The organism is Haloplanus natans DSM 17983, assembly GCF_000427685.1.
Lineage (GTDB): Archaea > Halobacteriota > Halobacteria > Halobacteriales > Haloferacaceae > Haloplanus > Haloplanus natans.
On record NZ_KE386573.1, the window covers coordinates 1,100,938 to 1,119,342 of the forward strand.

Consider the following 18,405-nt stretch of genomic DNA (forward strand, 5'->3'; position numbering starts at 1 on the left):
ATCGATGAACGACCGTCGTCTTAACTGAGGAAGATTTCAATAAGCATCTCCGTAGGAGTTGTTCTCAGAAAACGCCACCCGCCCATCAGACCAACCCACCCCTACTAACTCTACTGCGTGACCCTCCGGGGATCAACAGGCTTGGAAGGTCCCTGAGCGTCCACGCTACCCCTGTCATAGGAGTTGTCCGGAAGAAACCCGCCCGGTTTGTATTGAGCTTCACCGTACCAGCCTTTCAATCTCGTCACACTCATCAATACAGTTATCATTCTACCAAGTGTTCCTACTCAAGAACCCTCTACGGCAACGGGCTTCGCTCATAATGGAAACTGACGATCTACAATCAATTACGACCGGCATCACAAACAAACTCGAACTTTCTGAGGGGGAACACCAAGTCCTGCTTGACGCTCAGCGAGGGACGCCGATAACAACAGAGGACGCCGAAGATCGTCTATCCGAAGCACTTCACGATGCTCTCCAAAATAGCGAAAACACGCTCCTAACTGCCCCGACTGGTCTCGGGAAGACATACACTATCGCTACAACCCCGTGGCGCGACTTTCCCGAGATCACAGGCGGTCAACCGATCATTCACATTTCGCAGACAACAGACGCTCGTGACGGTGCAGTAGAGATGAGTAAAGAAGCAGGTGTGAAATATGCTGTTCTCAAAGCCCGCAACGAAGTGTGCCCGGTGGCTAACGGCGATTTTGATCGAAAGTTGCCGCGCATTCAAATGCTTACTCCCTCAGAGTGGTTTGACAAGAAGTGTGATAAAGAGCGTATTCCGTTCTCTGAAGCTCATAACTACCTCAGTAAAAAGAACAAGGGACTCCCCTGCGAAGCAACGGGGGCGTGTTCGTCAAAAACGCAATGGCATAACGTACCTCGTAATCAGGAGGGGGAGGTTGAATACGATGTTATCCACGCAACGTCGGCCTTCGCTAAGCTTGGAAATCTAACAGTAGGCTCAAATCTCATCTTTGACGAGCGACCCGACTATGAAATTGAGTTCACTCAAAATAGACTACGGGTAGCAGTAACTCAGCTACTCCACAGTCGACGGCCTCAAGCGACGAAGTATGATTGGGAAGATCTGATCAAAACCTCGCAGAAAAGCAATTCCGAGACAGAAGATATGGAAGACATGCCGGAACAATACTATGAGAAATTAGCCGGCTACCGGGGCCTGTCTGAGGACAACCTTACACGCAAAGAGAAATTTGGAGCGAAAAGGAAGACAGATACTCTCATCCCGTCTCTCATTAGAGCAATAACAAATGCCTACGAGGTAGGGAATAATCGATTCCGGGGACAGGACGATTTACTTACAGTCGTATTTGATACCGAGAATACTGTTAGGCAAATCCACGAAGCACCCGATCTTTCTAAGACTCGTTGTGTGATTGGGTTGGATGCCCATCCATCAGAACGACTGTGGCAATTCAACGCAGGCATAGAATTTCAACTCGGAGAATTACTCACTTCAAATGAACAGCGGTACTGGCGAACGAATGAGCGAGGACTGTTCGTAGTTCAAGTTGGAAGTTACACTAACCCTCTCACGAGAGGGTGGCGTGCATCAAGTCAGGAGAAGAAAGCGAATATCATTATTAAGGCTCTACGCGAAAAGTTTGGAGGGCTATTCCGAACGTGTATTTGTCCAAAAGAGATCAAGAGCGATATATCCCATCTTATGAAGAACGCAGGCATTGTCGATCCCGAATTAATGCATTATGGCGGTGAGAAGAGTCTCAATAATTTCAAAAATGAGGCTGTTGGACTCTTATTAGGATGCGTTGACCCCGGCGATGTTGGAATCCTCAATAACTTAGCGTTATTAGATCTGTTTGCAGAACCCGAAGATGCGGTGGACAAGGATGGGAATCCCCGCATTGACGAAGAGGGGGAGCCACTACGAGCTTACGGGCGTGGATTTGTCGGAGAAGATGCCGACGCGGCTCAGGAATTTCTCGAAGACGTACGGGAAGTCCATATTGCACAGAGTATAGGTCGCTATGCTCGAAACATCCGCGATACAAACAGCGGGGCAGTAGTCTACGTGTGGACAAACGCTATCCCCCAACATATGATTGATGTGAAGATACCGGGAGTTGATCTTCGGAAGGCAACCAAACGGGACACTATCGCGGATTATGTGTATAGAAGTGACGGAGTATTCACGAAGAGAATGATAGTGGATGCATTAGCAGAGGAGCTTGGCGGCCTTTCTGATAAGCACGTAGTGGATGTGCTGGCCAAACTATCTGATCAGGATATTGTCTTCCAATCAAAAGGGACTGGCGACTATGGAGCCGATGAATACAGGTACATTGGAGGAACGTTACAGCCGATGATTGATTTGACTATCAAAATGAAATAAATCGTTACCTCTCCCTTACATAAATCTCTGTAACGCAAAGGTAACGATCTTCATATGTTCCTACTGTAATGTTATTCTCAGAAAACGCCGGCGAACACTACATCAGCAAACCGCCGGATATGCCCAAACTGTTAGATACAAATGAGCAACACAGGAAACGCGGCTGTTCCTGTATTCTGACTGCTTATACAGATCTTCTATGATCGTGTTGGATACAGGCGGAACAGATAGACCCTCCCGGCTGTCCACCAGCGAGAAGAGCTTCCATGCTACCGAAATCGGGAATTTCCTTAGCGAGACTTTGGGCCGGCGATAACCGAGATCAACGAGGAAATCCCATTGTGACTTCCCCAAAATCTGCTCGCGCATTTTCGGCCGACTCCTCTTGAACGCGCAGGGGGGACTTGACGAAGTACCAACCCCCTCCTCGATCAGAACACGAGGAGGACAGGATCGTGCGAGCCGGTACCGTGGCAATCAGATACTTATTTTGTATGCTATACGTAGAGGGTTCAACTGATGTTACTCATTAAAGCGTTACTCTCTATGATCCACTCAGAAAACGAAGGGCAGGATAGGTACCAGTTAGTCAAATACGTCCACCAGTACAGACGCGACGGCGTTTTCTGAGAGCAACATTAACTTCTCACTCGTCAGGGGGATCTGGTCGCCACCATACAACGGCAAGCCCGCCGATGTTCTTCTTCCGTATCTCCCCGCGTTCTCTGAGCGATTCGAGTTTATTGTAGGCCGTCTTCTGAGCCACGTCAAGCGCCTCTGCTACCTCGCTGGTCGTTCGAGGCTCCGTATCGGGGAACAGCTCAAGGACGGCGTCAAGGGGCACCGTGGCCTGATACCGCCCGCTCTCGTCACGCTCTTGGCTCATAGGATGATGTAGACAACGACACTCCATACCTGTTTCCATTACTTACGTGAGCAACCGATACACCTATATCGGATACCCACGTAGGTAACGGTGAGAAGAACGGTTCCCTCGGGACGTGAAAGCGTCCGGGTGCTGAGACACCCGGAGCCGGCTTCTCTGGTAGGAGAAAGCCAATGGAAATCAACGAAGGCGGTAGACAAAAGAGTGCTGTTGAGTATCTGAATTTCGGCGCGAAGACAGCCAAGCGTGTGACTTGGGAAGCGTGGTCATTCCGCATCGTCGGGCCACTCCAAGTCTTAGTGACGAACGAATCCTACGGGGTCGAGAGGGACCTACACGCCTACGTGGTGGCCGTCGAGGACGTGGGTGGAACGATTGTACCCCGAGAGTGCGAATGCCCTGCTGACCGTTTCAGGGACGACTACGATTGCAAGCATAAATTAGCCCTCGTAGCGGTGGCTGGCCCGGTGGTGATGAATGCGGCGGCGGAGTTTCCTGAGAAACCACTCGAAAGTCCGGACTCCGTCAACCCCACTCCGGTAACGGACGGAGGGCACCCCAAAGATGGGAACTGTGAGTGTGAGGGCTTGGGGACTCTCTCCTGCTGGCCGTGCTACCGAGCGCAATAGATAAGCAATAGATTAGAGATATAACATCATGTGTTTCAAAGAACCAACTGAAATAGTAATGGCCTTCACAAACGGGTATATTCCGGTATTCGAGAATGATGAGGGCGAGATCCTGTGGGCATATGACCCTGTTAGAGGAACGTACTGCGGTGAGTTCGATGACGGCTTGCATTCAACTCCCCAATCGGTGCTATGGCCGAGTGAATTTAGCAACAGGACGGGCTGGCTTGACGTGCGAGAGCCACCACATCTGATTTACGAACCAGAGGGTACGTATGATGATTTCATCTCCGGTACGGAAAGGGAGTATCGGACTCACTTCGTCCATGACGGGACGGTTCTTTGCAATCATCGGATGATCGTTCCGTCCCCCGAATCCGAGGAGTTGACTCCATTGTCTGAATTCTCGGAAGAGGAGCTTCTACGCCTATCCGGACAGATGTGTTCAAACTGTCCGGACATAGACCATATTCTCTCGGAGGAGAAAAAATAGAGTCGGGCTAACGACGGTCGGCGGGCTGGTGGTGATGGAAGTGGCGGCGCGGGTTCTCTGAGAAATTCTTGACTCCTCAAACATCAGTGGGAGATATAGGACGTTCTGAGAGTCTGACGAGAAGTGCTACTGCACAAGTCGAATAAGCTCTAAGACGCGCTCAGTAATCCGTTAGTTGCGAGTCCTCAGGGCCGTGGCGACCGTATTCCGAATGATAGCCCTGAACGAAATTGATTTGCTCCTCTGAGAGCCCGTAGAGTTCTCCCATCACTTCATCGGCTTCCTCGATGATGGGTTTCTGCATCTCATAGTTGTCAAAGTTCTTCACGTCAGCATTGAAGCCGTCTTCCATGGTATTCCACAGCCTATCAGATATTTCTATAATCTCATCACGGCGTGACTCAAGCTCATCTTCCTCAGGGAGTGGGAATCCGCGAATCTCACCCAAGTTCAGATGGAACATATCTCCGTAGGTACACCAATAAACGTAGAAAACTGATGAGCTAATCGCCAAGAACGCGGAACGGGCTTCTAATTCGGACTTAAAATAAATCCCCTTCACATCTGTCCCTGAATACAGCTTCTCCAACATCGGATTAGTGAAGTAGTCCATTCCCCGTCTTCGCCAGATCACATGGTCTGTTTCTGAATCCTCCTCTCGCTTTTTGATGAGAGAGGGCTGTTCTTTGAGCTTCTGAAGGATATTCTCTATATGTTCCAACCCGACCTTAGCGAGAGCTACGTGCTTACCGTCCCCATCTATACCGTCATTCCTGAGCGTATAACCGTCTGTATTCCTGTAGGTGATATTCCGGAAGCGAGTATCCCTGTCCTTGTCGTTGTCAAATCGGATGAAGTCACTTGTGTAAATGCTCCCCTTTCCTTCAGAAGATGCCTTCTTCCCACTAATTATCGCAATACGCACCTCAGCCCCTTCAAACACTTTTGACGGGCGCTTAGCGAAGCAGGCAATATCTGTTCGGTCAAGCGTTTCGCGCAAATAGTCTTGAATCTCCTCCATAGACCGCTTGTAGACCAACTTCAGGGTGGTTACGTTCCCAAAGTACCCATCTTCAGCTAACAACTGAAGTTGCCTCTCAACGAAAAGAGCGGCTATGTCTTCTCCGGCAGTCCGGTAGGTAGCTGTAAGAGCATCCTCGCTCTCACTCAGAAGGTCACCATACGGGGGATTTCCTACAATAATATCAAAGTCAACGTCAAGAGTCCCGTTATCTTCGCTGTTAGCTTCGGGGAACTCAGCCGCCCAATGGAAGGGTGTCCCGAGAACGTCATTCAAATCATCTCCGATCGGTCGCCGTTCAACCTGAGAGAAAACGAAGCCGTCGCTCAGAAGCTCACACAGCTCATCTACAAGCGTTTCCTGAGGGTCATCCGTTTCATCATCATCCCGAAGCTCACGCTCTCTATCGGCTACATCAAGGGATGCGCTCTTGTTGGTGTCACGCCATTCCTGCCACTCAAAACCAAGGTCCCCTAACCGATCCTTATCATTGTCCGATAGTTCCTCTTCATCAACCCGCTCTACCTTGATGGAAACCAATTTGCTGTGTAGCTGAGGTTCCTGAATGGAGTCGCAAAACTTCCGAAACTCCTCAGCTTTCTCAAACTTGGTTTCAACTGTGTAGTTCAGTTGGTCAACGTAGGCCTTGTTGAGAACCGGGCGAATCTCTTCTTCTAACTGTTCAATCTCCGTCCGGTCTTCCGTTTCCTCTTTCTTGTATTGCTTCCTGAGTTCAAGCACTTCCTCCATCTGTTCCTCAACATCAGCGAAATCGAGGGAAACATCGGTCATCCCCTTGATTGGGAGCCCAATAAGCGAGTTCCCATCTATGATGTTAACATCAATGTTGGGGAGTTTCCCGAACTCCGGAGTCCAACTGTTGTCTTCCACAATCTTCAGCCATACCCTAAGCTTGGCGATTTCAGTAGCTATACGGTCTGCATCCACCCCGTAGATACCGGAGAGTGCCAGATTCCGCTTCAGATGGAATCGGGTTTCTGCATCGGGCGTATCACCGTGGCTGAGCCCTCGCTGAAGGGACAATTGAGCCCGGTACACTTCATCCATAGCCGACGTGAGGAAGTGACCACTCCCACAAGCAGGATCTAAGACTTTGATTTGTGAGAGGCGGTCATTCGCTTCCTCAATGGCTTCAGGGGTAGCGAACCAACTGCGTCCCTCTTCCACCGCTTCCAATATCTCAGAAAGCTCCATCTCATCCAACTGTCCTCGAATTACCGTAGCTTGGTCATCATCCTGAGAGACAATATCAACGAACGTCTCTATGAGTACGTCCCGAATCTTAGGGTCAATGGCGTTCCTGCTAACGATTTCCGTAACGTCGTTCGGGGTGTAGTAGGCTCCCGTATCCTTCTGTTCCCGTTCCTGTTCTATGTGGTTGATAGTCTTCTCAAACACGCTCCCCAAGATAGCAGGGTCAAACCCCCCTCCATTGAGTTCCAACTGAGAACCTTCGATCAGGTCTGAAATGACGGTCGGGAGGATTCGGTCAATCACCGTATAGTTGGACTCTTCGGGGACGTTCTCACGAAAGAGACCACCATTCAGGTAGGGCACTTCATCAAACCAACCCCTCCGATATTTTGGCTCTCGGTCATCAACTTCTGTGTTGAGAAGCTTGTAGAACAGGGGCCTGATTTGGGTTTCGTAGAGGTTCCCTGCGAGTACGTTTTCATGCCGCTCATAGTGATCTACCCGGTCACGGAGAAACCCGTCATACAGAATATCCCGAGACTCAAGGAATTTGATGAACAGTAGTCGGTTCATCAGAGTGATACCAAAGAGTCGTTCATCCTTCTCCGTCGCCCCGGACGGGGAGCGAATATCATCCATCAAGCAGGTCTCATAGTCGTATTCATCGCTCTCGCCAAACAGAAGCTCAATATAGAGTTCATAGAAGGCTTCAACGTCTCTCTTCCGTTCATCACGGAGTGTCTTCGGAGCGGTCTGTGAAAGAAGCGTTTGGAACTTGGGACGGTCAAAGGTAGAGACAAAACCATCAAGCTCTTCCTCTACGTCAACGTGCGTGAGGCTTGTAGAGGAAACCACCCCGGTATCTCTCGCTACTTCAAGCAGGGCAGGGCGAATATCCACATACTGAATCTCCGGGTATTCGGTGAAGTCCCCGCCAAGCTCAATCCGGAAAATGTACCATTCAATCCCGTCCGTCGCGATCCCGTACTCAGCTCCTATAGATTTCTTATCAAGATATTCTTTAACCTCAGGAATTGCCTCATCTACGTTGTTGAGTGGTTTGTCTTCCCCGATAGTGTGGGGCTCAAAGTTGGTGAGTTCAAAGTCGGGCCACACAGCCCGCTCACCGCTTTGTCCGAACGGTCGAGGCTCATAGTCCAATCCGGCGGCTTCCAAGAGAGGGTAGATGAGGTGATTTTCGGTAAAAGACTCCGGGCGAGTTCCAAGGTCGGCGCTTGTCAAATTATCTTCATCTCCGGTTAGAACTCGCTCTATGTCGTGGGTGTCTAATCGGTCGCCCAATTCGATAACGAATGTTTCCAAAACCTCGCGTACATCTTCTGTATCAAGTATAGAGTCCTCATCGGGCAGAGCGGGGTCGGGCATTCTACATCTTGCCTCTCAAGCGCACCAATTAAAAGGTGCGTTGCCGGAGGGAGTCTACTCTCTAAGTGACGGTTCTCCCTGCTTCCTGACAAGCGCATTTAAAATAGGTGTGCTTCGTATGATACTCATCGGGAGACTGCGTCGACCCTCAACCGTTCGACGGTTCAAATGAAACGGTCAGCTTCTCACAAGGTCGCGCCCGGTTTTCTCCGGACAACATCAGGTGGGAAGCACTAACTCGCCTACTACGCCAGCGCGAAATTCTCACAACGAGCGGGACGACTTACTTCGGATCTCGACCGGGCGGGACTGATGAAGTCGCAACCGGAGGGGAGCAACTGTAGTTTGACCAAGTCATTGGGTGGCCCACGTTCCCTGTGGGAATCACGTATCCTCAAGGTAGTATATGAATTTTATTCTGAACTATCCGAAGTAACTTCCTCAAGCCTATTTTCAAGTGACTGTATTCGTCGACGGGCTTGTATTAATTCTCTGCGGGTTTCGTCTCGTTGTTTTCTCAGTTCTTCATTCGATTCGTCGCTATTGATTTGCCTGTCGAACTTTTTCATCCCTGCTTCGGTCATATTTTTTATAAAGCCTGAAAGGGATACTCCCGCATCTTCCGCTCCCTGCTCCCATCTCTCTTTCTGCTCCTTCGTCACGTATACGAATATTTGCTGTGTCAATTTTGTCATTGTCTATGGTATTTATCAGGATCAGTCCTGTTCCTTTTCTCTTCATACGCTATAATAGATGATAGAGACGCGCAAATCGGAGGTATTTGATACGTTACGAAGAGATATATTTTCATTAGTCAATTGGTGTTTTATAGACGTGACTACCTCCGTGACTGCCTTCGTATAACTCGTTATCTTTCTGCCTCTCCACCTCTGAACCCTTGTCGTAGTGCTTGTCCAACACTCATTCTCTATCTGGCCAAGTCCTCCGTCTCGCCGTCGTCATTACGGCAGTTCCGTATGTGAGAGCGCCGATTTTACGGGGTATAATAATGATTTGGGTGGCCAATATTTTTGTGCCACTCATCTCATTGGAATTAGTTGTGTGCTTGACCATGGGGAGAAGAGTCGCGTGTTCGCTCTTTTTGGATACGTTGAGTCTGTGTCAGAGCAATTATAATCGAAGTACGGCGAGTCGACGTTGCTCACGAAGCAAAAAAACAGGGCTTATAAGCAATCGGTACGTCCAATTGAGTGTGGAAGCCCCCAAGGGTGCTACACATATAAACTGAGGCGCGAGCCGAAGTTTGCTCCGATAGTGTAGTCCGGCCAATCATATTGCCCTCTCACGGCAATGACCAGGGTTCGAATCCCTGTCGGAGCATTGCAGCGAGCGTCACGCTGTGACGCGAGCGAAACGCACACGAAGGGGTTCGAACCACGCGAGACGAGCGTCAACGAGTCTCGCAATCGGGTTCGAATCCCTGTCGGAGCAGTTCTCGAACGTAGTGAGCGACTGCGACCGGAGATTCATTATCGTCGCCGCCGCGAGGTTCGGTATGGACGGACTCACCGACACCCGGCGACGGGGTACTCACTGATGCGCTATCTCGCCCGCACCGCCGACGGCCGCCCACTCGTCGGCGACGACGACGGAGTCGTTCCGCTCACGGCCCTCTATCCCGACGCATCGAGCGTCCACGACGCCCTGCCGCGGGCGACGACGGGCCTGCGGGACCCGGCGGACGCGACGGCTGACCGAGTTCCGCGCGACGGGGTCACCTTCGGCCCGCCGCTCGACGACCCCGGCAAACTGTTCGGCATCGGCCTCAACTACGCCGACCACGCTGCGGACCTCTCGGAGGAACCACCGGAAGAGCCGGCGAGTTTCTTCAAGCCGGCCACCGCGGCGACGGGACCGGGCGGCCCGATACGGCTGCCGCCCCGCGAACAGTCCGATTGCGTCACCGCGGAGGCAGAACTCGCCGTCGTGATCGGACGGACCTGTCGGAACGTCGCCGTCGACGACGCCGAGTCGGTGATCGCGGGCTATACGCCGGTGATCGACGTGACCGCCGAGGACGTTCTCGCGCGCAACCCCCGCTTTCTCACGCGGGCAAAGAGCTACGACACGTTTCTCGTTCTCGGACCGCATATCGCGGTGCCGAAAGCCGACGGAGCGCTCGACGATATCGAGGTGCGGACGGTCGTGAACGGCGAGGTGCGGGCGCGAAACACCCTGGCCAACATGCAGTTCTCGCCGCGGGAACTCGTCGCCTACCACTCCGGAGTGATGACACTGGAGCCGGGCGACGTGATCTCGACGGGGACGCCCGGCGCCCATCCGATCGAACCGGGAGACCTGGTACGGGCCGAGGTGGACCGGATCGGACCGGTCGGCGCGGACGTGGTACGGTAGTCGCCGCGAGGAGCGAAGGGTACAGGACCGGTCGGACCCTACCGGCGGGTAATGAACGACGGCGGGATCGAACTCACGGTCCGGAGCGCGGAGAAACGCGACGCGGGCCGGGGTATCGCGCGGTTACCGGAGGCTGCCCGGAAGCGACTCGGCGTGTTGAGCGGCGACGCCGTCGCCATCGCGGGCGAGCGGGAGACGGTAGCGAAACTGTGGCCGGCGCGCGCGGGGGTGCCGGCCGGCACCATCCTGATCGATGCGGGGACGCGCAGCGACGCCGGCGTGGCCGTCGGCGACACCGTTCGGGTGCGACGGGCGAGCGTCGCCGACGCCGATTCGATCACGCTCTCGGCACCCGCCGGCGTCGACACGAATCGCGAGTCGGTGCGCCGCGAACTCCGGCGAGCCATCGAGAATCGCCCCCTCCGCGACGGCGATCAGGTGCGCGTCGAGAGCCTCGCCGCCGACCCCTTCGTGGTCGTCGGCACCCACCCCGACGGGGCCGTCCGAGCAGTCGAGGGGACGGACGTGCGGCTGGTCGGTGGGGGGAGCGAGCAGCGAACGTCGGCGTTTTCCGGCGGTGCCGAGGGCGACGCCGGTGCCGACGACGAAGGCGGTCCGGCCGGTCCGGCGACCGGCCCCCGCCCGGCGACGGGCGTTACCTACGAGGACATCGGCGGCCTCGACGACGAACTCGACCTGGTTCGGGAGATGATCGAACTCCCGCTGGCGGAGCCGGAGCTGTTTACCCGCCTCGGCGTCGACCCGCCGAAGGGCGTCCTGCTCTACGGGCCGCCGGGAACGGGCAAGACGCTGATCGCTAAGGCCGTCGCCAACGAGGTCGACGCCACCTTCATCTCCGTCTCCGGCCCCGAAATCGTCTCGAAGTACAAAGGCGACAGTGAGGAGCGCCTGCGCGCGGTGTTCGACCGCGCCCGCGAGGAGGCGCCGAGCATCGTCTTCTTCGACGAAATCGACTCCGTCGCGCCGAAACGCGAGGACGGTGGTGGGATGGAAGACCGGATCGTCGGCCAACTCCTCTCGCTTATGGACGGCCTCGAAGCACGGGGCGAGGTGATCGTCATCGGCGCGACCAACCGCGTCGACGACCTCGATCCGGCGCTGCGCCGTGGCGGTCGGTTCGACCGCGAAATCGAGGTCGGCGTCCCGGGAGTCGCCGGCCGGCGCGAGATCCTCGACGTTCACACCCGGCGCGTGCCGATGACGGCGGACATCGACCTCGACCGACTGGCGTCCCGCACCCACGGCTTCGTCGGTGCCGACCTCGAATCACTGGTGACGGAGGCGGCCATGTCGGCGCTCCGTCGCGCCAAGCGGGAGGGGACGGCGACGGGCGATATCCGGGTGACACGCGACGACTTCGAGGCGGCGATGGCGAGTGTCGACCCCAGCGCCATGCGCGAGTACGTCTCCGAGGCGCCGACGGAGGGGTTCGAGTCGGTGGGCGGTCTCGACGAGGCGAAAGCGACGCTGGAACGCGCCGTGACGTGGCCGCTCACCTACGGCTCGCTGTTCGAGGCGGCCGACGCCGACCCGCCCTCGGGCGTCCTGCTCTACGGGCCGCCGGGGACGGGGAAGACGCTTCTCGCCCGTGCCGTCGCCGCCGAGAGCGAGGTCAACTTCGTCCGCGTACAGGGACCGGAGTTGCTGGACCGCTACGTCGGCGAGAGCGAGAAAGCCGTCCGGGAGGTGTTCGACCGCGCGCGCCAGACCGCACCCGCCATCGTCTTCTTCGACGAAATCGACGCCGTGGCGACGGACCGTGACCGCGCCGGCAACGAGGTGACCGAGCGCGTCGTCTCCCAACTCCTGACGGAGTTCGACGCCGTCGCGGACAACCCCAACCTGATCGTCCTCGCGGCGACGAACCGGAAGTCGGCCCTCGATCCCGCACTCCTCCGGGCCGGTCGCCTGGAGTCCCACGTCGAGGTGCCGGCACCCGACGAGGCCGCGCGGCGAGCCATCCTCGCGGTCCACACTCGGGAGAAACCCCTCGCCGACAACGTTGCCCTCGACGACTTGGCGGCGCGAACCGCCGGCTATTCGGGCGCCGACCTCGCCGCGGTCTGCCGGGAGGCGGCCATGCTCGCTGTGCGGGCAGTGGCCGACGCCTACCCCGGCCCCGAGGCGAACGACCACGCCGACGAGGTGTCGCTGACGGCCGAGCAGTTCGAGGCCGCACTGGAGACGGTCGCCCCGTCGCTCGGGTAACCGTCCACCCTCGCGTCGGCGGTCATCCGGTCGGGGCGGTGGCTCTCCGACCCCGTCACGCCGAGAGGCGGCCCGGCCGCCGAACCGAACCGTCGCTACTTTGGCAGTGGCACTCGTGGACGGGTGTATGGGACGTGGCGAGATCGACGTGACCGTCTTTCAGGTCCTCGCGGACGAGTATTCGCGACGGATCCTCCTCGCGGCCGACCGGGATCCGAAAACCGCGAAAGCCCTCAGTGACATCTGTGACGCCTCGCTCACGACGATCTACCGCCGCGTGTCGACGTTGCAGGAACACGGCCTCATCCAGGAACACTCGACCGTCGGCGCCGACGGGGCGCACCGAAGCCAGTTCGAAACGACGCTCGAAGAGCTCCACGTCACGGTGTCCGACGGCGAACTCTCGCTGTCGGTGGAGACGCGGGACGAACTGGCGGACAACTTCACGTCGCTGTGGACGAACATGCGAGAGAACCGATGATCGCTCCCCCGGTGTTGATCGTCAAGCTGATAACCCTCGTTTTGAGCCTGATCGTCGCCTATCTCGCGTATCACGGCTACCGGCGAAATCAGAGTGCGCCGATGCTCTACGTCTCGGTGGGCTTCGTCTTCATCGGCGTGGGGACGATCTGTGAGGGCCTCGTCTACCGCCTGCTCGGAACGTCCCTCCAGTCCGCCGCGGTCGTACAGGCGCTCATCGTCTCGAGTGGGCTGTTGTTCATTCTGGCCTCCCTAACCCGCCGTCCCGCCGGGTGAGTGCGCTCCGGTCCTGGCGTGCCCGAGAGCGCACCGTTGCTACGACGGAACCGCTCGATGCCAACTGTCCGACGGCATTCAACTTCCCTCTCGACGTAGCCGGGGCTGATGACCGACCATCCGATCCCGGAGGAATCGTGGCAGGAGATCGTGCGACACGTCCCCATCGTCTCGGTCGATCTACTCGTCCGCCACGGCGGCGGCGTCGTCCTCGGGAAACGGAAGAACGAGCCGGGCCGTGGCGGATGGTTCACCCCGGGTGGGCGAGTACGCAAGGGGGAGACGCTCGATGCGGCGACCCATCGAGTCGCGCGTCAAGAACTCGGTGTCGACGTGACTATCGAACGACGACTGGGTGCCTACGAACATTTCTGGGAGGGAAGCGAGTTCGACGACGTGTCGACGAAACAGTATCCCGCCAACGGCGTCGTCGTCCGACCACGTGAGGGGTCGTTCACCTCCGACGACCAACACGCCGAACTCCGCACGTTCGGGCCACCGTTCCCGGATCTCCACCCGTACGTCGAGGCGTATCTCCGGAACGCCAATCTGCTGGACGAACCGAGGGACTGAATCCGGTCGCCCCCGTACAGATACGTATGCGCGCGCTGCTCTCGATGCGCTGGGACGACGTGTTGTTCGCCCACTGGCCGGTCGATCCCGGCGTCGTCGCGCCCACGCTTCCGGACGGTCTGGCAGTCGACACCGACGGCGGCGACGCCTACCTCGGGGTCGTGGGCTTCCGGATGGACCCGATCCGTCCGCGCGGCGCCCCGTTCGGCCTCTCATTTCCCGAGTTGAACCTCCGGACGTACGTCCGGTCGGCGGACGGCCCGGGGGTCTACTTCTACAACCTCGACGCCGACGACCGGATCGGCGTGACGCTGGCGCGGGCGCTGTTCGAACTTCCCTACTACCGGGCGGAGATGCGGGTCGAAGACGGCGAGGACGGGATTCGATTCCGGAGTCGGCGCACCCACCGCGACGCCGCGTCGGCGCGGTTCGACGCCACGTACCGACCGACTGGGACGGCGAAGCCGGTCGCGCCGGACTCGCTCGACGCCTTCCTCACGGAGCGCTACCGCTTTTACACCGAGAGCGAGGGTGGCCGCCTCTATCGGGGCGACATCGAACACCCGCCCTGGGAGGTAAGCGACGCGACGCTCTCGATCCGGTCGAACACGCTCTTCGAGGCCAACGGCTTCGACCGGCCGGCCGGTGAGCCGCTGGTCCGCTACAGCCCGGGAAGCGACGTGACTGCGGGGCGGCTTCGGCGGGCGTAGGGGCGTCTACCAGGTTCGCGTGCAAGCGATCAGGAATCCGGCGCCGGCTACGACCAAGATGACGGCGGCGACGACGACGACGCCGAGGCCGAATGCAGTGCCGACGGCGACGCCGACCCACGCGAGGCCGAAGACGCCGTGCGCGATGCCGAACAGTCGGTGGCCGCGCCGGACGAAGACGGGGGCGCCGAGACAGAATCCGACACCGAGAACGACCGCCGAAAGCGCGATGGGGCGGACCCGAATCTCGCCGACTGCGAGGGGACCGACGAGGGGGTCGAGCAGGAAGAGCAGGCCACCAGTGCCGACGACGAGGCCGACGAGCGTGGGACCGGGTTCCAGGTCGAGTGCGGTTCCGGTGTCCACGTTGGGGTCGGTCACGACGACTCCGGCGACGGGTGGGGTCGGCCAGCGCGTTCCATACACCACCTTCGGCCACGTCGGATTGAAGCTTTGGACTAGTCCCAGAACGACTGTGTACGGGCGTACTGGCGCTCCTGTTCGAGTATGTCGCGGTAGAAGTCGGCCTCGTTCTCGCGGAGTTTGGCGATGATGCGGGCGGCGTTGTGCGGACCGACGCCGCGGGCGGCCATCGCGATAACCGCCTGCTTGCCGTGGCTCTGGACGAGATTCGCCGAGCGGTAGGCGCGTTCGGTCAGGCGCTCCTGTTCCTCGTCTTTCTCCGTCGCGCGCACCGCCTTCACCGCCTCTTCGTCCCACGGGTTCAGGGCGGCGACCCGCGTCGACTCGCACTCCGGACACCGGGGCTGGTCCGGGACGCGTTTCACCTTCGTTTTCCGCGTCCACTCCGTGCAGTGGAGGCAGGCGAGGATCACCCGATCCTCGTGGATGCGCTCTTTCAGCGTCTCGACGACGCTCGCGTCCGCGTTCTCGGGCACGAGGAGTTCGCGCCCGCTCGACCGCCCGCCGGTACCGATGGGCGTCAGTTCGCGGGCGGTCACGAGGCCGAGTTCGCCGGACTGGATCCGTTCGAGCACCTCGGCCGTGGTGTCGACGGCGAGGTCGGTGTGAAACACCTCCCGGACCGCTTCGTCGTAGACGGGCGTATCCTCCAGGGCGGCAAGCAGTCGGTCGGCGCCGAAGCGGCCCTGGCCCTGATACCGTTTCAGCGCCCCGAACTTCGCGGCCACCTGCGCCAGCGTGAACTTCAGCGTCCCCGAGTTCTTCAACGCAAGTTCGAGGAGCCCCTCGACGTGGTCCGGATCGGTCGTCTCCAGCACTTCGATCACGTCGCTCGGCCCCGTCCGGCCGGGTACCTCCAGTTCGATCCGGTAGGGATCGACCTCCATCCCGACCGACGACCCGGTCTTCTGCCCGACCAGCGCGGAACAGAGGCGCCCGAGCGTCTCGTTCACCTCGTGGCCGAAAGCGGCGTCGACGACGACCGACCGCCCCTGTCCCTCGACGACGATGCGGTCGTTCGTCGGGACGGGCGCGCCCGCCTCGACCTGCCGTTCGACCGGATCGAGCGCCTCGCTCACGGTGCGCTCGTCGCCGGGGTACCGCGGCCGGAACTCGCGGGCAGCGGCGGTGCGGTCGGCGCCGCCCTCGAACCCCCCGGCTGCGACGCCGCGCATCTCGCCGACTTCGCCCGCGACGGCGGCCGGAACCGGAATCTCCCGGCCCGTCCACGACGGCACCTCGCCCGCGGGGTCCTCGATGGGCGTCACCTCGACACGGGTCTCCTCCTCGTCAACTTCGGTGATCCGCCACATCTCGCCCCGCTGGATGAACGTCTCGCCGGGCGTCGCGAAGTTGAGGACGAACTTCTCGTCGAGGGTGCCGATGGTCTCCCGCGAGGAGAGGTCGTACACCTCGTAGGTCTCCTCGTCCGGGATCATCGAGAGGTTGGCGTAGAAGTATCGCCACGTCCCGCCCGACTTCTCCAGGCGGTCGGCGTCTTCCTCCAACCACAGGAGGCGGTTGCCCGAGAGTTCCCGAACCACCTCGCGGAACTGAGCTTCCGAGAGATCACGGAACGGATACGCCCGCGTCAGCGTCTCGTAGGCGTCGCGAGCCGCGACTTCGCCGTGATCCATCACGAGGCCGACGATCTGGTTGGCGACCACGTCGAGGCTGCCGTGGTGGATGGCGGCGGGTTCGACCTCGCCCGCGACCGCCCGACGGGCGATGGCCAGCGCCTCCAGCGTGTCGTCCGGGTGATCGACGAGTATCGTCCCTTCCGAGACGGCGTCGCGGCGGTGGCCCGCACGGCCGACCCGCTGGAGCAACCGGGACACCTCGCGTGGGCTCCCGTACTGGACGACGTGGTCCACCCGTCCCACGTCGATGCCGAGTTCCATCGAGGAGGTGCAGACGAGGCCGTCGATCGCCCCCGATTTGAACGCGTCCTCGACCTCGATCCGGGCCTCCTTCGAGAGCGAGCCGTGATGGACGCCGATGGGGGCGTCGAGGCGTTTGAACCGTGATCCCAGCGCCTCGGCGGTCTGGCGCGTGTTGACGAAGATCAGCGTCGACTCGTGGGCGGCGACGATATCCCGGATCGCCCGGACGTGGCTGGCGATATCGATATCGGTCGCGAGTTCGCCCGCCAGCGCCTCGTCCTCGGCGGTCGGTTCGGGGTTCCGGACCCGGAAATCGACGTTGGTGCCGGCGTCGACCTCCACGAGCGTACAGCCCCGATCGCCGGTCAGGAACTTGCCCACCTCCGCCGGCGACCCGACCGTCGCGGAGAGCCCGATACGCTGGAACGGACCGGCGAGATTTCGGAGGCGTTCGAGCCCGACCGTCAACTGCGCGCCGCGTTTCGAGGACGCGAGTTCGTGCACCTCGTCGACGATCAGGTGTGCCACGTCCGCAAGCGCCGTCCGGAGTTTCTCGCCGGTCAGCATCGCCTGCAGCGTCTCGGGGGTCGTCACCAGTACGTCCGGCGGGTCGTCGGCCTGCTTGCTCCGCTGGTACTGCGTGGTGTCGCCGTGACGTACGTCCACCTCGACGTCGAGATACTCGCCCCACCAGTCGAGACGGTCGCGCATATCCCGGTTGAGCGCGCGGAGGGGCGTGATGTAGAGCGCGGAGATACCGAATCGGTCCCCGGCACGGTGAATCGCGTCGAACACCGGCAACATCGCCGTCTCCGTCTTGCCCGTTCCGGTCGGCGCGAGGACGAGGGCGTTCTCGCCCGCGGCGAGTGGCGGAATCGCGCGTCGCTGTGGCTCCGTGGGCGTCGAGAAGCCACGTTCCGAGAGCGCCTCGCGTACCCGCTCGCCGAGGTGGGTGAACGCGTCCATCCCGTCGAGCGTCGTGTCTGCCATTCGACTGCCTTACCCGCGCGAGCCGATTAAGCGCACCGCTCCCGGCTCGACTCCACAGGAACTAGTCGCTCGGGCGAGCTACCTCACGTATGGCTATTCCGTTCGTCGGTTCGTTGGTCGCGTTCGTCGTTGCCCTGCTGGTCGGTGGGTTCGCGATATACCTCAGCGCGCGGGTCGTCGCGGACGTCGACGATTACGGCCGCGCCGTCGTCACCGCCGTGTTCGGCGCACTCGGGTGGGCCGTGACGGCGTGGATTCCGCTGATCGGCCCGATCATCGCGCTGATCGTGTGGATCGGCGTCCTGAAGTGGCGCTACCCCGGCGGCTGGGGGACGGCCGCGGTGATGGGTCTCATCGCCTGGATCGCGGCGCTGCACATCCTCTTCGTCGTGAACGCCCTCCTCGGCGTCGGCGTCGGCGCGTTCGGCGTGCCAAGGGCGTAATCGGCG

At 59.1% G+C, this 18,405-nt stretch carries 15 protein-coding genes and 1 tRNA gene; 11 read left to right on the plus strand and 5 right to left on the minus strand.

Annotated elements, in window-relative coordinates:
• The first annotated feature begins 322 nt into the window (after nucleotides 1-322).
• Nucleotides 323-2,386: a hypothetical protein gene (locus HALNA_RS19890; RefSeq protein ID WP_157573482.1), complete on the plus strand. Its 2,064-nt coding sequence runs from the start codon at nucleotides 323-325 to the stop codon at nucleotides 2,384-2,386.
• Between the two features lie 646 nt (nucleotides 2,387-3,032).
• Here HALNA_RS19890 and HALNA_RS07855 read toward each other — a convergent pair.
• Nucleotides 3,033-3,272, minus strand: coding sequence for a FaeA/PapI family transcriptional regulator (locus tag HALNA_RS07855; protein ID WP_049935838.1), 240 nt, complete (start codon nucleotides 3,270-3,272; stop codon nucleotides 3,033-3,035).
• Nucleotides 3,273-3,445: 173 nt separating this feature from the next.
• On the opposite strand from HALNA_RS07855, the gene HALNA_RS07860 reads away from it, so the two are divergent.
• Together HALNA_RS07860 and HALNA_RS07865 are read left to right on the plus strand one after the other, a co-directional pair.
• Nucleotides 3,446-3,901 carry an SWIM zinc finger family protein gene (locus HALNA_RS07860; protein WP_049935839.1) on the plus strand — a complete coding sequence of 152 codons (456 nt, stop codon included), beginning with the start codon at nucleotides 3,446-3,448 and terminating at the stop codon, nucleotides 3,899-3,901.
• 28 nt (nucleotides 3,902-3,929) lie between these two features.
• Nucleotides 3,930-4,394 (plus strand): hypothetical protein, encoded by a 465-nt coding sequence (locus tag HALNA_RS07865; protein ID WP_157573483.1) that lies wholly within the window; start codon nucleotides 3,930-3,932, stop codon nucleotides 4,392-4,394.
• 160 nt (nucleotides 4,395-4,554) lie between these two features.
• Here HALNA_RS07865 and HALNA_RS07870 read toward each other — a convergent pair whose 3' ends face one another.
• Together HALNA_RS07870 and HALNA_RS19895 are read right to left on the minus strand one after the other, a co-directional pair.
• Complete coding sequence (locus HALNA_RS07870; protein WP_049935841.1) at nucleotides 4,555-8,016, minus strand: Eco57I restriction-modification methylase domain-containing protein; 3,462 nt, start codon at nucleotides 8,014-8,016, stop codon at nucleotides 4,555-4,557.
• A gap of 413 nt (nucleotides 8,017-8,429) precedes the next feature.
• Nucleotides 8,430-8,678 (minus strand): hypothetical protein, encoded by a 249-nt coding sequence (locus HALNA_RS19895; RefSeq protein ID WP_157573484.1) that lies wholly within the window; start codon nucleotides 8,676-8,678, stop codon nucleotides 8,430-8,432.
• 604 nt (nucleotides 8,679-9,282) lie between these two features.
• Between HALNA_RS19895 and HALNA_RS07875 the strand changes: the two genes are divergently transcribed.
• The 7 genes from HALNA_RS07875 to HALNA_RS07905 all read left to right on the plus strand — a co-directional run bounded on the left by HALNA_RS07875 (nucleotide 9,283) and on the right by HALNA_RS07905 (nucleotide 14,660).
• Nucleotides 9,283-9,357 (plus strand) — tRNA-Glu (locus HALNA_RS07875).
• A gap of 216 nt (nucleotides 9,358-9,573) precedes the next feature.
• The gene (locus HALNA_RS07880; RefSeq protein ID WP_049935842.1) at nucleotides 9,574-10,392 is read left to right on the plus strand and encodes a fumarylacetoacetate hydrolase family protein; all 819 of its coding nucleotides are present in this window, start codon (nucleotides 9,574-9,576) and stop codon (nucleotides 10,390-10,392) included.
• A 51-nt stretch (nucleotides 10,393-10,443) separates the two neighbouring features.
• Nucleotides 10,444-12,621 carry an AAA family ATPase gene (locus HALNA_RS07885; protein WP_049935843.1) on the plus strand — a complete coding sequence of 726 codons (2,178 nt, stop codon included), beginning with the start codon at nucleotides 10,444-10,446 and terminating at the stop codon, nucleotides 12,619-12,621.
• Between the two features lie 127 nt (nucleotides 12,622-12,748).
• Nucleotides 12,749-13,102 carry an ArsR/SmtB family transcription factor gene (locus HALNA_RS07890; protein WP_049935844.1) on the plus strand — a complete coding sequence of 118 codons (354 nt, stop codon included), beginning with the start codon at nucleotides 12,749-12,751 and terminating at the stop codon, nucleotides 13,100-13,102.
• Complete coding sequence (locus tag HALNA_RS07895) at nucleotides 13,099-13,377, plus strand: DUF7521 family protein (protein WP_049935845.1); 279 nt, start codon at nucleotides 13,099-13,101, stop codon at nucleotides 13,375-13,377. The genes HALNA_RS07890 and HALNA_RS07895 overlap by 4 nt, the downstream gene beginning before the upstream one ends.
• 108 nt (nucleotides 13,378-13,485) lie before the next feature.
• On the plus strand, nucleotides 13,486-13,950 hold the full coding sequence (locus HALNA_RS07900; RefSeq protein WP_049935846.1) for an NUDIX domain-containing protein: 465 nt from the start codon (nucleotides 13,486-13,488) through the stop codon (nucleotides 13,948-13,950).
• 20 nt (nucleotides 13,951-13,970) lie between these two features.
• Nucleotides 13,971-14,660, plus strand: coding sequence for a YqjF family protein (locus HALNA_RS07905; protein ID WP_394324594.1), 690 nt, complete (start codon nucleotides 13,971-13,973; stop codon nucleotides 14,658-14,660).
• 6 nt (nucleotides 14,661-14,666) lie between these two features.
• On the opposite strand, the gene HALNA_RS07910 is transcribed toward HALNA_RS07905, so the two are convergent.
• Nucleotides 14,667-15,089, minus strand: a complete 423-nt coding sequence (locus HALNA_RS07910; protein WP_211226002.1) for a hypothetical protein — start codon at nucleotides 15,087-15,089, stop codon at nucleotides 14,667-14,669.
• Between the two features lie 29 nt (nucleotides 15,090-15,118).
• Nucleotides 15,119-17,956, minus strand: a complete 2,838-nt coding sequence (locus HALNA_RS07915; RefSeq protein WP_049935848.1) for a DEAD/DEAH box helicase — start codon at nucleotides 17,954-17,956, stop codon at nucleotides 15,119-15,121.
• An 89-nt stretch (nucleotides 17,957-18,045) separates the two neighbouring features.
• Between HALNA_RS07915 and HALNA_RS07920 the strand changes: the two genes are divergently transcribed.
• On the plus strand, nucleotides 18,046-18,399 hold the full coding sequence (locus HALNA_RS07920) for a hypothetical protein (RefSeq protein ID WP_049935849.1): 354 nt from the start codon (nucleotides 18,046-18,048) through the stop codon (nucleotides 18,397-18,399).
• The last annotated feature ends 6 nt before the right edge of the window (nucleotides 18,400-18,405 follow it).